Raw genomic sequence first — 14,312 nt, 5'->3', positions numbered from 1 at the left:
AGATTGGCATCGGTAATGGTGGGCTGTGTTCCACCCTGCCCATAGCATGCTGGCCCAGGTTTGGCCCCGGCACTTTGAGGACCAACGCGCATGCCGCCGCCTTCCTCCCAGGCGATGGAGCCACCACCGGCGCCAATGCTGAAAATATTGACGGTAGGAACCAGCGCTGGGAACCCTTCCACATTGGATTCTACGGTAATCTCAGTCTGTCCATCCACGATGAGGCTTACATCAAAGCTAGTTCCTCCCATATCCACGCCGATAACATTTTTTCTGCCACAGACTGTTCCTCCGATAGCGCCGCCTACTGGTCCGGACATGAGAATCTGTACTGCTTTATCCGCCGCAATTTCATCTTTCATGACACCGCCATTAGACTGCATGATGTATAGGTTCCCCTGGAAATCACGTTTTCTCAACTCCTCATTGAGCGCTACCAGATGGCTTTTGGTGATGGGCGATACATAGGCATTGAGAACCGTTGTACTAGTTCTCTCATACTCCCGCCATTCCCGGGCCGTTTCAGAGGAAGTAATGACCATAACCTCGTTTCCCAACCGTTCTTTGAGCCATTCTGCCGCTTTTTCCTCATTTTCCGGGTTGAGGTAACTGTTGATAAAACAGACAGCAATAGACTCATAATTTCCTTGGATCTGGTCAAAAATTTCTTTCAAAGAATCGGTCTGTAATGGCAACTTGACGGAACCGTCAGCAGAAACTCTTTCGTCTACCTCATAGATATCTCCACGGGACACCAACGGTTTTGGACGCTGATAACGGTTATTATACATATCGGGCCGGTTTCCCCGTCCAATCTCCAGGACATCTCCAAAGCCTCGGGTGGTGATAATAGCACACTTGGCGCCTTTCCTCTCGATGACCGCATTGAGTCCCGATGTCGTACCATGAACGATATTCTTCACCTGTTGGTATTTTTTTCCGATTACCTCGTCAAAGCCTTGCATAATGCCATTGGTGAGCTTTTCCGGAGTTGTGAGAACTTTTGTCGTTGTGTATTCGCCAGTCTCATCATTAATACAAACTACATCCGTAAAAGTTCCACCAATATCAGCAGACAAACGATAGGACATAACGCTTTCCTCCTTTAAATTGGTTTTGTGTAAAAATGCACAGCTAATTGGGTAGTCGTTATCGCAATAGTTCCCGCCATAGGCTACCCATACCCTAAGCTAGATCGAGAAAGCACAGCACTTATGGGACTTTTTAGCGGACAGTCTATTTGATAATCTGTAGCTGTTTTGTATAGTGGTTGAGGTTTTCAAAACCATCTTCCGTAACAAGAATCAGATCCTCAATTCGAACACCGCCCACCTCAGGCTGATAGATACCTGGTTCAATGGAAAATATCATACCGGATTCCAATGTCATTTCGTTACCGCCCACCACATAAGGCGGCTCATGAACATCTAGCCCGATACCATGTCCCACCCGATGGGGAAAATATTCCCCATAACCAGCGCGGCAAATAATGTCACGAGCAACCTGATCAATAAAATGAAAAGGCACTCCCGGACGAACTGCTTGGATAGCGGCCAATTGTGCTTCTAATACAGTTTGGTAAATTTTCTCTAGCGCTGTAGAGGCACTCTGGAAAAACACCGTTCGAGTCATGTCGGATCGATATCCCCGATAACTAAAACCAAAATCCATAACGATGCTATCTCCGGATTTTAAACGGCTTTCATCAGGGCCATGATGAGCGTCTATAGCATTTTGTCCATAAGAAATAATAGCGCCGCCAGAATGGTCGTCAAATCCTATTTCTTGGCCCAAGCTATAGAGCCGGTCAGCCAGTTCTCTTTCACTTAAATTGCCGCTAATGTAGGCAATTAAATGTTCCATACAATCATCGTTCATGGCGGAAGACCGGCGCATCAACTCAATTTCGTCATGCTCCTTCATCATGCGGACCCTATCAATAGCAGGTGAGCCGGGACAAAAACGCACTTTGGGTTTTTGGGCCATAAGGGCGAATGTAAATCCTGCTGAGAAATCATGATCGATCCCCACATTTTCTCCATCACTGAATAGATTGGCAAGCTTTTCCGTTCCATCATCCCAATCGGAATACCAGAGGATCTGTGCTCCACAGTCTTCCTTAAGGGGAAACATACGGTTGGAAACAAAGATGGTGTTACCCCGTTCATCTAGAACCAGAGCGAAAAGGCGCCGCCCGGGTGAAATTGAAACGTTGGTCAGATAGCGGATGGTCGTAGGAGATGTAACAACTAATTTATTCAGATGAAATCTTTTCATCTGAATAACAAGACGCTGGATTCGGCTTTTATTCATAGAAAACCTCCTTGTATTTGGGGATATCAATCAGGCAGTTCCCCAATGTCCGCCCCATTGGGATCCACAGAAAACAGAACCATGAGAGGTCTGCATTTCTCTTGTCCGGAGGAGATCTTCTCCATGAACATCTTAATGCCCCAGCATAATCTTCAGGATCTCCTCATCCGTTTCCTTCATTCCTTCCTTGCCTACCCGTCCCAGGTTCTGAATGGTTTTTTCAATATCTCCTTCTGCCAAGCCTTCACCTTCAGAAAAGCCCAGTCCATCTTTTGCCATGAGATAGGCGTTGATCCCCGCGTCTACCGCCGAGGCAATTTTGGCTGCGCAGGATGGTTTTGCCCCATCGCAGACCATACCACCAATGTTACAGATGGTGTTAACAATGGTCTGACAAATTTCCTCATAGGTAGCGTCCATTAGAAAGGCAATGCCACAGGCGGCCCCACAGGCTGCGCTGGTAGCCCCACAATAGGCAGACAGGCTACCAATATAGCGCTTCTGGTGTAGAGAAATTAGATTTGCCACTAACAGCGCCCGGTATAGCTTTTCTCTTGTCATTCCATACTCTTTCGCGTATTCAATAACCGGCATAGAAACGGCAATTCCTTGATTTCCGCTGCCGGAATTGATCACCACCGGCATGGCACATCCGCTCATCCTGGCGTCGGAGCCAGCAGCCGCTCGAGCTCTGGCTCTTGTCTTGATGTCCGCTCCGTAGTTGCGGAGAATGGTTTTCCCCACATCCGCGCCATAATGATGTCTCATACCCTCATCCGAAATAGCGGAGTTAAGCTGAATCTGGTTCTCCAGTATGTCTTTCACAGCAGTGAGATCCGTGTGTTCCGCAAAATCTAGGATATCGCGCACATTTAAACAAGACATATCGGTAGAGGATTGTTCCTTAACCTCAGTTTTCAAAAGAATCTGGCCATTCTTTTCTATCCGAGTAATATGGGTATGCTCTCCTCTGATTTCTACCTTAGCATATGTCTCATTTTCCCCAAAGGCTGTGACTAAAATATAAAGATTCTCTACTTCCGCTTTTAAGGCACACTCACAGTACCCCTCCGATACCAATCTCTTGGTTTTTTCAATATCTGCCGGGGTAACATTTTGTAGAGTGTTCAGTCTCTCTTCTGGGTTTCCTCCTACCACTCCTAAAGTAGCCGCTACATTTATTCCCTTCAAGCCTCCAGAATTTGGTACAGTAACACCTTTCACATTTTTGATTATGTTGCCACTACATTCGACTAGAAGCTTACAGGGTAAGTCTCCCAGAACCGCACGGGCCGTAGCTGCGGCATAAGCAATTGCGATGGGTTCGGTACAGCCCAGAGCAGGCACCAATTCTCTTTTTAATATGTCTATGTAAGCTTGATAAAATGGAGTGTCCATACAAACCTTCCCATCTCTTGTGATCCTACATCTTGTAGGATATTACCTAGACAAATGGAGCTTACAGGTAGGACATCCCTTTGCAATGGTATCTCCCAACTCGAATTTTAGCCCATTTGCTTCAGCGATACCTCGATCTCCATCCATAGCAATATCGCAAAGCAGTTCACAGGTTTCATCGTCAAATCCTAGCTTCTGCCATGCGCTAACCAGGGGGCAGTAATGGAAGGTAACTGTCACATCTTTTTCGGTTTGGGTCGTTTCCATCTCAAAGGTTTTGATGGCAATCTCCGGCAAAAAGATCTGTTTGAATACTCGGCAGTCTAAGGAACCATTGCACTGCTCTTTGTATCCTTCTCCATGAAAAAGCCCGCAACGTTTCACGGCGGCTCGGCAAATCGCTTCCGCATCGGCGCCAGCCTTTTTTGCCTCGTCGTAAATGAGTCCCATCCAGGTAGCTCGATGTTCCAATGCTTTACGGTTATTATCCACCATCTCCGCGTGCAAGGTTTCCTTGTTTACAATTTTTGACATGTTCATCCCTCCATCTAAAATTATATTTTTTGAGATTATATTAATCATATCAGCTAAACATAATTTATTCAATATTTTTTCATATTTTATTATAATTTTCAATAAAAAAAAATATTTTTTATTGATTTTGATGTAATAACTTTGCTTTTCTGTTGATTCCATCCTTCAAATCTGCTATAGTGAAAAAGGGTCTAGCGACATGAGCAAGGAGAAAGAATATGCAAGACAAAAAAAGCCTAAAAGATCAGGTTTACTCATCACTGTTCCAAGATATTCTCAGAGGAGTATATCCACCCGGTGCTATTCTCCGTGAAAAAGAACTGGTAGAAAAATATAATGTGAGCAAATCTCCCGTCCGGGAGGCGCTAATTTCACTTTGTAACGAGAAGGTGCTCCGTAGTATTCCCCGCTACGGCTACGAGGTCGTCAGCTTAAACGACCAGGATGTCCGGAACATCTTAGAATTTAGGCAGATGCTGGAATGCGCATGTCTGGACAAATACTGGGGTACCTTTACACCGGAGCAAATTCGCAAGTTGGAGATGGTTGCCAATTCCTTCCCTGAAAACTGCGAACTCAGTGCCTTGGTACAATGGGAGAATAACGCAGCATTCCATCTGGCCTTAATTTCCTGTTGCAATAACCGCTATATCTATGACGTTTTAAAGACATCCATTCTTACCTTAACCAGGGCTTTTGCTCAGTTTTATTGGGATCGCTGGCGCAAAACCACCTTTGTCATCGAAACCACGCAGCATAAAAAAATCGTAGAATACATCAAAGCTGATGACAAAGAGCAAGCCATTGCCTGTCTTTATCATGATATGAATGAATTTAGGTTAAAATAAGTAAAGAATATGAAAAAGGCCCGGAAGCTCACCAGGACAAGCTTCCGGGCCTTTTCTATTGGTGGATTGTAACCTCTTCCGTGTTATTCTGGGTTTATATTACAATCGAATTTTACAAAAAATTCCTAAAAATTTTTATAGGGCAGCCGCTGGACATACCGTAAAACAAAATATACAACTGGTTTAGAATTTTTGTCAAATCAACGCTTTTCTCATCCTCATATCAGTGAACAAATCACCAACCAGCTTGTACAGTCCTTTATTTTTATGTATTTTGAACTATTTTCTTATCTATTGTTTAATTTTTACGGCAATGTTATACTCATATCAAATGGGATTTTCCCTATTGAAAACCGTCATAAGGAGGAGAAGGAGATGCAAGGATTTCTACGAAAAAAGGGAAAGGCAAGACGGTGCCTTATAGCCACGGCGGCCCTGCTGCTTGTCATCAGTATGCTGCCCATAGGGCCTATGGCTGCGGCAATTGACATTCCAGATGCTCCCGTGTCAGATTTCCAAACGGCTCCGGCAGCTACCGGCCTTGTCAGCAATTTGACAGGATGGCCGGAGGCCACAGGGACCTGGTCTATCACGGAGGATGGGTTGGTCGGTCAGAATCTAGCGCTTGCTGACCAGTTCTTTCTCTCTGGAACCCAGGTTACCGGAGACGATTCATTTTCTTATGAGGGCGACATTACCCTCCCAGCTGGAGAAGGACAAAATGCTGCCGGCTTGGTGGTCTGGAGCAGTTCCGGCTGGTACTGTGTGAATGTGGACCGCGCCGGCGGAGTCGCCCGTCTGTTTAAGGTAGGTGAAGGTGCTTGGGCCGCTCCTGACCGGGCGCTGACCAACCAGCAGAAAGAACAGAGCACTTTCCATCTGCGGATGGAGGTTTCCAACCATCAGGTACGGTATTATCTCGACGGTACCTTGGTAGCTTCCTATACCGACCCGAATCTATCGGGAGGGCAGCTAGGAGTCGTGGGGCATTTTTCCAATGCCACTTTTCAGTCTCTGAACAAGGGGGAGCTAACATCTGGATTTGATAGCAATCTGACCGGCTGGCCGGAAGCTACCGGCACCTGGTCCATCACTGACGAAGGTCTGGTAGGCCAAAACGCTGGCCTTATGAACCAATTTTTCCTCTCGGGAACATCAGTTTCCCCTGATGATTCCTTTACCTATGATGGGGATATTACCCTCCCTATCGGTGAAGGACAGAATGCTGCTGGTCTGGTCGTTTGGAGCGACACTGGCTGGTACTGTGTGAATGTGGATCGTGCCGGCGGCGTAGCTAAACTGTTTAAAAATGGAAACGGTGGCTGGGCTATCGACAATTATACCTTGACAGAAGCACAAAAATCCCAGGAGACCTTTCATCTTCAAATGTCTGTAACAGATGGACTCATCCAGTATTATCTAGATGGTGTGATGATTCTCAGCTACAAGGATGAAAACTTTAGCGGGGGTCAGCTGGGTGTTGTAGGACATCTGGCCAACGCTACCTTTAACCATCTGCTCTACACCTCTACCAATGTGCCAAAACTCACCGGTATAGAGGTGGAAGGCTTCACCTTTACAGAACCATTTGAGTCTGGACGTACTCGTTATCTAACCAATGTGCCTGCATCGACCGAAAGTATTCGGATTAAGCCAACCGCCGATGCTGGATTAGAGCTTTCTGTTGATGGAAAATCTGTCCAAAACGGTATTTTCTCCGAACCGATTGCTCTTCATAATGGCATGAACCGGATTACGGTGGGGGTTACCAATCCGGAACTGGGTTACACAACGTCAATTACCGTCTCTGTCTACCGGTTGGTAGACCGGGAAACTGGATATCAAGAGGATTATCGTCCGCAGTTTCATTTTTCCAACTACCAAGGCTTTATGAACGACCCCAACGGCCTGCTCTATAATGCGGACACTGGGGAGTATCATCTGTATTTCCAAATCGATCCCGATGCCGACAGCCTGACAAACTGGCCGTCCAACCTGCAGAGAGAATGGGGACATGCAGTATCCACAGACCTGGTCAACTGGGTGGACTGCGGCATTGTGATGGAGCCGGATGATCTGGGTGAAATCTATTCCGGTTGTGGTATTGTGGACCGTGAGAACACTTCCGGACTCTTTGACGAATCGGTACCGCCGGACAGCCGGCTTGTCTATATCTATACCAATACCAATGGTTTTGGGCAAAGCCTGGCCTATTCCCTGGATGGCGGATATACGCTGATCAAATATGAAAACAACCCTGTAATCCCCAATCCCGGCGGTATTTACGGCGGTGGTATGCGGGATCCAAAAGTAATCCGCTATGACGGCAAATGGATTTTGACCGTAGGCGGTATCGGCAACCAGCAAACTTCCATCTTTGCCTCTGATGATTTGATCCATTGGGAGTATCAAAGCCAGATGTTCCATAAAGACGGCAGCGTAGTAGACGCCGACTGTACTGATCTCTATCCCACGACGGTGGAGGGAACTGGTGAAACAAAGTGGGTCTACAACGGCGCCGGCACCTTCTATGTGATCGGTGACCTCGTCAAAAACAGTCAGGGCAAATATGAATTCGTGGCCGAAACCGCCCCCATCCCCTACACCGCATGCAGTGATGTATATGCTACCCAAACCTTCTTTAACGACGCCAAAGGACGGCGGGTTGCTATGAGCTGGCTGCAAGATGATCCGGGAGCCACCAGGATCTGGGCCGGCCAGCAAACTTTGCCTTGGGAAATCGGGCTGAAAAAGTCAGGAGACTCCTATCTTTTGACCTCTTATCCTGTGGAGGAATTTGAAGCTTATCGCTCCGATTCTCCCATCTTCTCAACCACTGACACCACAGTCAAAGAAGATTCTGCCAACATTCTCGCCGGTATTGCCGGACAAAAGTACGATATTGAGGCGACCATTGATCCCGGCAATGCTGAAGAGTTCGGATTCCGTTTACGTCAGGGCAATGGCAGAGAACTTGTGGTCAAATATGATGCGGTCGAGCAAAAAATGATCCTGGACCGCTCCAAGACAAATGAAGGCTTAGGCCGGACAGGAATCCACTCCTTTGACCTAAAGAAAAACCCTGATGGCACCATTAACATGCGCATTATTGTAGATACCTCCACGATCGAAGCCTTTGGTAACCAAGGTGAAGCCGTTTTTGCTGGCATCTACTATACTGAAGCTGAAAATATCGGTATGGAGTTTTACACTGTAGGCGACGATGTCACTGTAAAGGAAATGAACATCTATGATGTGCGTTCCATGTATCGTGACGATCAATCTCAGCCCACCGATAAGCCTACCCTTCTCTCTCTGAGCACCTCTCCCGCTCAGGTAGAACCTGGAAAAGAATTCACTGTTTACGCCAATGTACTCCCCTACAATGTAGCGGATAAAAGCGTTGCTTGGAGCTATGATGAAGCTCTTACCCTCGTCCGCCAGGATGCCAATTCCATTACCTTGGTAGCCAAAGAGGAAGGCGATTATACAGTTGGTGCAGTCACCACCTTAGGCGGTTTGGAAAAGAGCATCACTATCTCCGTCAAAGAGTCTCTTGAGCATCTGTTTAAAACCAACCTTACCGATTGGCAAACTTCTGCTGGCACCTGGACCTATGAAGAGGGCGGCTATACCGGTGTTTGCCCCTCCGGAGACAACGCAGCCGTGGCAAAACAGAAGATCAGCGGTGATTTTTCTCTGGAAGCGGATGTCACTCTGAATAATAATCATGGGTTTGCGGCTCTAGGTCTTGTGATGTACGCTCAAGATGTCAATGCCGCAGCAGCAGGCGCCTATATCTTTAACTATGATATTGGTATGCAGGCATTTCGTTTTTTCCGTTTCCCCTATCGGGATATTGCCACTGTTTCTTTCGCCGACGCCGGTATCACCATGGAGATGGGCAAAACCTATCATGTTAAGATTGATTGCAAAGACAATAAGTTTACCATCAGCGTGGAGGACATCGAGATTTTCAAGGATTTAACCGATCCTGATGGCCCCACCTATCAAAGTGGCCGAATGGGTGTTCTGGGGCACTGGGCAGACGTACAGGTGCAAAACTATTATGTGACCACCGACTCCCCCATTGCTTCGGTCGTCACGGATATTGCCGATGTCTCGGTACCTGGCGGAACACCTATGAATGAGATTCTGGCACAGCTGCCGGACAAGGTTATCGTCAAACAGCAGGATGGTCTCACTAAAGAGGTAGATGTAACCTGGGATCTCAGTAATGTGAATATTGACAAAGCGGATACCTATCCTGTTACTGGTACAATCCAGGGAACAGATGTCAAAGCTAAGGCCAATGTCATTATTACCTCTAACACTCCCATTCCCACCGAGCTGAGCAATCTGGAGCTCTCCAATGGCACCCTGGATCCCGCCTTTGACAAGGATACTCTGAACTACACCGCCACTGTGGCAAACTCTGTCTCCTCTGTTAAGGTCATGCCCACCTACACCGGCGATACCGCTGTTACCGTCAACGGCAAGGAGGTCGCTTCCGGCTCCTACTCCGAGGACATTGCCCTGGATGTTGGCGCCAATGCCATCACCGTGGTAGCAGGGGAAGAGACCTACACCATCGTGGTAACCCGTGAAGCAGCCGGCGGCACACCGGATCCGGAAGAGCCAGAACCCACACCTGGCACCGACAAGCCCAGCATACCTGGATCTGATGAAGGACAGGCAGGCGGCAATGACTGGAACTGGCCGGGAGGCAGTGGAACTGGTTCCGCCAATGGAACTGGTTCCGGGGACAAAGAGAACCCGTCTTCTGGAGATCACAGCATGATCGCTGGAGCACTGGCAGTCCTGGCCCTGAGCGCTGGCGTTGCAGTGGTTCTCTCCCGCAAGAAAAAATAATCCCTAGTTAAAGCCTAGTGAAAACAAAATAAAAAAACAGGAGCTTTGAATCAAAAGCTCCTGTTTTTTTATTCTTCAATTCATAATACACTTAATGCAGATAATTTTTGTTTTTTATTTCATACTAAACATTTGGCATCTTAGCAGTGGGCATCATCAGCACTTTTCCTGTACCCCTATATACATTCACAAGCCCTTCTCCAGAGGCGGCAGAACCAATTAAGCTCTTTCCAGACCTCTCCACCGTAAACTCCAAACTTCTGCTCCAGGCGATGGCGTAGTTGCCATCTATTTTTAATACATCGTTTTGTAGCGTGATCTCAATCAGTTCATCTTTGGGACAATCTGATTCAATACAAAACACGCCATTCCCATTAAGGCTCAAATTAAACAAACCTTCTCCACCGGCTAATGCAGAGGAAAAATTGGAGCGCATAACCGCTTTGTGTTGCAGGGTAGATTCACAGGCCAAAAACAGTCCGTCATCCAGAACCACGCCACCACCCCATTCTGCTGTACTCATAAGAATAAGATGTTTGTAGGTGGGCTCCAGCACCAGAATACCGTTTCCGGTATACTCCGGTTTAATTGCCGACTCGCCAGTGGCTTTGCCCCGAACAGCCTTGCCTAGAAAATCCCCCACGCTTTTAATCCCTGTAGTAGCGTTGACATCTCCCAGCATCCACTGCATGGCCCCCGCCTGGATTGTAACTGGTGCTTCGGCCAAATTACAAATCAACTGCCTCTTCCTCACATTCATCTGGGCGCTGTAGTAAGCGGTGATCGCAGAGCTAGGAGTAACACTCAAATCCCGCTGATATTCAATTACTTGAAACGCACCCTCTTGGGCAATAACTCTGACATCATCGTTATCTGTAAAATTAGAAATCCGGTACATATGCTGCCTCCCTTTATAATTTCTCATATTATTTTTATAATACCGTCATTTCTTATAATTTTCAATATATATCGTGTAAATATTATCGCCAAATTTACTAGATATAAAGTTTATGATCAAGAAAGCAGCTTTGTAAAGGAGTTCCGCTTTTGATATTACCACCGACAATGACCTACATTATAAAGGCCAGCAAATGCCACTGAGATTTCCTTTCGTAATGTCATAGCGAGAATGCATGTCTATTAAATATGCAATGTAGAGGCCCCGCGGAAGAGCCTCCAGCTAAGATAAACCGGCTGCTCGATTCATTCTTACTACGACACTTATACGACTTTTTGAGGTGTAATTGGCCCGATTACAGCGTTATTTTCAAAATTGGGCAAAATAGAAAACCCCAATAAACCGCTTCATCATGCGATTTATTGGGGTTTTCTTGGCTGGGCTGGCGGGATTCGAACCCACGGGATGCCAGAGTCAAAGTCTGGTGCCTTACCGCTTGGCGACAGCCCAACATTCATATCAATATTGATATGATGATATAAAAAAAAGGCTTACGCCTTTTATTTATAAAGTGGGGTGGGTAATGAGAGTCGAACTCACGACCTCCAGAGCCACAATCTGGCGCTCTAACCAACTGAGCTATACCCACCACATGGCGCGCCAGAAGGGACTCGAACCCCTGGCCTACTGCTTAGAAGGCAGTTGCTCTATCCAGCTGAGCTACTGGCGCATTTTTGAAATGCCCGTCGCCCAATTACATCTTCCGAAGCGCGATCTATTGTGTGACGGAAATTTTGGAGCGGGTGATGGGAATCGAACCCACGCGACCAGCTTGGAAGGCTGGGATTCTACCATTGAACTACACCCGCTCATCTAGCGACGGATTATATTTTACCATCCTTACATACTTTTGTCAATAGCTTTGTATATAAAACTAGTGGTAAACGAAAAATAAAAGCCGGATCTTGCGATCCGGCTCTTTCTTCATTACGCTTGGAGGATTTCAAACTTCCCATCCTTTGCGGTCAGCTTCATAATCTGGGAAACATTGTCTTCTCCCTTTTCCACCAACAGCAGTGCAATCTTATCCTCCACTTCCTTGCGGATGATCCGGCGGATATCCCGGGCGCCGCTCTTATGTCCGTAAGCCTTCTGGGCAATCAGCGCAAGGGCCGCCTCATCGTAGCCAAATTCGATACCCTTTTCCTTCATTGGCTCTTTGAACTCATCCAGCAACAGCGCCGCGATCTTCTGAAAATCCTGTTCATTGAGCTGACGAAACACAACGATTTCGTCTACACGGCCCAAAAATTCCGGCCGCAGGAAATCGCCCAGCGCCTTCATTACCCGGTCCTTTGCTACCTCGTCCTGCTGCTTATTAAATCCCAGCGCATTTTCCTTCAAGTTGCTGCCGGCGTTGGAGGTCATAACCAACACTGTGTTCTCGAAAGATACCGTTCTTCCATGGGCGTCGGTAATCCTTCCCTCATCCAGGATCTGGAGCAGGATGTTGAGCACATCGGGATGGGCTTTCTCGATTTCATCAAACAGCACTACGGAATAGGGACGGCGGCGGACCTTCTCTGTCAGCTGTCCTGCCTCGTCATATCCCACATATCCGGGAGGAGAGCCCACAATCCTAGAAACGGAGTGCTTCTCCATAAACTCGCTCATATCCAGACGAATCAAGGGGTCTGCCGTATCAAATAACTCTCGTGAGAGTACTTTGACAAGTTCTGTCTTTCCCACCCCCGTGGGGCCTACAAAGATAAAGGAGGCCGGCCTCCTACGGGGACTGATCTGCACTCTAGAGCGCCGCACTGCAGCAGCTACCAGTTCCACAGCCTCGTCTTGGCCGATGATCTTCTTTTTGAGGGCTTCTTCTAGTCCCGCCACACGGCGCAGTTCATTCTCCCGAATCTTGCTGGCGGGAATTCCCGTCCACAGCTCAATCACCTTGGCCAGGTCATCCTGGGTTACCGTCAAGGCATCCACCTTGTCCTGCAGCTCGTTCCGGCGTGCTTCCACCCGGAGGATGTCCGCCTTGGTTTCGGCCAATTTTTCGTAGTCCACGCTGTCGGTAGCAGAGTTGATCTCTTCCCGCTTGACAATGAGATCCGCCAGCTTTCTGGAAAGGCCGTCATACTCCGCCAGATCCTTGCTGGCCAGAGAGGCGCAGGAACAAGCTTCATCCAACAGGTCAATGGCCTTATCAGGCAGATAACGGTCGTTGATGTACCGCTCTGAAAGCACTGCCGCAGAGCGGACAATGGAATCAGGCACCTTGACATGGTGGTAGTTTTCATAATACTCCTTGACACCTTTGAGCACCTCAATGGTATCGGCAATGGAGGGTTCGTTGACAGTCACCGGCTGGAAGCGGCGTTCCAAAGCGCTGTCTTTTTCGATGTACTTGCGGTATTCGTTAAAGGTGGTGGCGCCGATGACCTGGATCTCTCCCCGGGAAAGAGCAGGCTTCAGGATATTGGCCGCATTCATAGAACCCTCTGAATCTCCGGCGCCTACCAAGTTATGAACTTCATCAATAAAAAGGATAATGTTGCCGCAGGCCTTCACCTCATCTACCAGTCCCTTGACCCTGCTCTCAAACTGGCCCCGGAATTGGGTTCCCGCTACCAAAGCGGTCAGATCCAGCAGATGGATCTCCTTATCAGCCAATTTTGCCGGCACATTGCCCTGGGCAATGCGGAGGGCGATACCCTCGGCAATGGCAGTTTTTCCCACGCCCGGCTCGCCGATCAGGCAGGGATTGTTCTTGGTCCGGCGGTTGAGGATTTGCACCACCCGGTAAATCTCCTGATCCCGTCCGATGATCCGATCTAATTTGCCGTCCTTGGCCTTTTGGGTTAGATTCTCACAGTAATTGTCCAAATATTTGCGTTTTTTCTCTTTTTTCCCCGCTTTTCCATTGGGCTGAGCCGGATTTTGACGTCCCGGCGCCCCCGGATTTTCCGGCTGTTTTGCCGCCTGGTCTCCAAAAAGATTCTGCAAAAAGGGGAATGTCTGGGAGCCGCCTGGCTCAAAACCATTGTCTTCGTCTCCCATAATATCCATTAGCTGGTTGCTCATATCCTCCAGTTCTTCGTCGGTAATCCCCATCTGTTTCATCATATCGTCCACTGGTTTTATGCCAAGCTCTTTGGCACATTTGAGGCACAATCCCTCATTTATAGTTTCAGTACCCTCCATCCTTGTCATAAACACCACTGCGGGTCTTCTTTTACATCTGGAACATAACATTGTTCATCACTACCTTCCACCAGGCGCTCTCTCCCTACCAGGGTATCAACTCCGAAGCCCGCCCGGTTTTGCTTCAGAGCCGTCTATTTTTCTGATTTTTAGATCAGGAATCGTCTTAATAATACTGTCTGCTCCATAATATCGTTGTTAAGGTATGCAAAGCCTCCTGCTGTGGCCGCTATAATCAG

8 protein-coding genes and 4 tRNA genes are annotated in these 14,312 nt (G+C 47.7%); 2 read left to right on the top strand and 10 right to left on the bottom strand.

The annotated features are described in order from the left end of the window. The 4 genes from ACZ25G_RS02415 to ACZ25G_RS02400 all read right to left on the bottom strand — a co-directional run. A partial coding sequence (locus ACZ25G_RS02415; RefSeq protein WP_463681418.1) for a hydantoinase/oxoprolinase family protein occupies positions 1 to 1,091 on the bottom strand: 1,091 nt, incomplete at its 3' end. Positions 1,092 to 1,236: 145 nt separating this feature from the next. After that, positions 1,237 to 2,313 carry a M24 family metallopeptidase gene (locus ACZ25G_RS02410; RefSeq protein WP_463681417.1) on the bottom strand — a complete coding sequence of 359 codons (1,077 nt, stop codon included), beginning with the start codon at positions 2,311 to 2,313 and terminating at the stop codon, positions 1,237 to 1,239. A gap of 132 nt (positions 2,314 to 2,445) precedes the next feature. Beyond that, entirely contained in the window at positions 2,446 to 3,504 is a 1,059-nt protein-coding gene (locus ACZ25G_RS02405; protein ID WP_463681416.1) for an L-cysteine desulfidase family protein, read from the bottom strand. 249 nt (positions 3,505 to 3,753) lie between these two features. Continuing rightward, on the bottom strand, positions 3,754 to 4,245 hold the full coding sequence (locus tag ACZ25G_RS02400) for an L-2-amino-thiazoline-4-carboxylic acid hydrolase (protein WP_463681415.1): 492 nt from the start codon (positions 4,243 to 4,245) through the stop codon (positions 3,754 to 3,756). A gap of 218 nt (positions 4,246 to 4,463) precedes the next feature. Between ACZ25G_RS02400 and ACZ25G_RS02395 the strand changes: the two genes are divergently transcribed. Continuing rightward, positions 4,464 to 5,093, top strand: coding sequence for a GntR family transcriptional regulator (locus ACZ25G_RS02395; protein WP_463681414.1), 630 nt, complete (start codon positions 4,464 to 4,466; stop codon positions 5,091 to 5,093). Between the two features lie 375 nt (positions 5,094 to 5,468). Beyond that, the gene (locus tag ACZ25G_RS02390; protein WP_463681413.1) at positions 5,469 to 9,965 is read left to right on the top strand and encodes a GH32 C-terminal domain-containing protein; all 4,497 of its coding nucleotides are present in this window, start codon (positions 5,469 to 5,471) and stop codon (positions 9,963 to 9,965) included. Between the two features lie 124 nt (positions 9,966 to 10,089). Here the strand turns inward: ACZ25G_RS02390 and ACZ25G_RS02385 are convergent, their stop codons facing one another. The 6 genes from ACZ25G_RS02385 to ACZ25G_RS02360 form a co-directional block, all read right to left on the bottom strand. Continuing rightward, positions 10,090 to 10,863, bottom strand: coding sequence for an AIM24 family protein (locus ACZ25G_RS02385; RefSeq protein ID WP_342680429.1), 774 nt, complete (start codon positions 10,861 to 10,863; stop codon positions 10,090 to 10,092). A 434-nt stretch (positions 10,864 to 11,297) separates the two neighbouring features. Further along, positions 11,298 to 11,373, bottom strand: a tRNA-Gln gene (locus tag ACZ25G_RS02380). Positions 11,374 to 11,435: 62 nt separating this feature from the next. Then, positions 11,436 to 11,512, bottom strand: a tRNA-His gene (locus ACZ25G_RS02375). A 4-nt stretch (positions 11,513 to 11,516) separates the two neighbouring features. Further along, positions 11,517 to 11,593: transfer RNA gene (locus ACZ25G_RS02370), tRNA-Arg, on the bottom strand. Positions 11,594 to 11,658: 65 nt separating this feature from the next. Next, positions 11,659 to 11,732 (bottom strand) — tRNA-Gly (locus ACZ25G_RS02365). A 118-nt stretch (positions 11,733 to 11,850) separates the two neighbouring features. Next, positions 11,851 to 14,124: an ATP-dependent Clp protease ATP-binding subunit gene (locus ACZ25G_RS02360; RefSeq protein WP_463681412.1), complete on the bottom strand. Its 2,274-nt coding sequence runs from the start codon at positions 14,122 to 14,124 to the stop codon at positions 11,851 to 11,853. Positions 14,125 to 14,312 lie beyond the last annotated feature (188 nt).

The sequence above is a fragment of the Zongyangia sp. genome, from assembly GCF_965361945.1.
The sequence above is the reverse complement of the archived record's forward strand: the minus strand, read 5'-3'. Positions and strand labels throughout refer to the sequence as shown.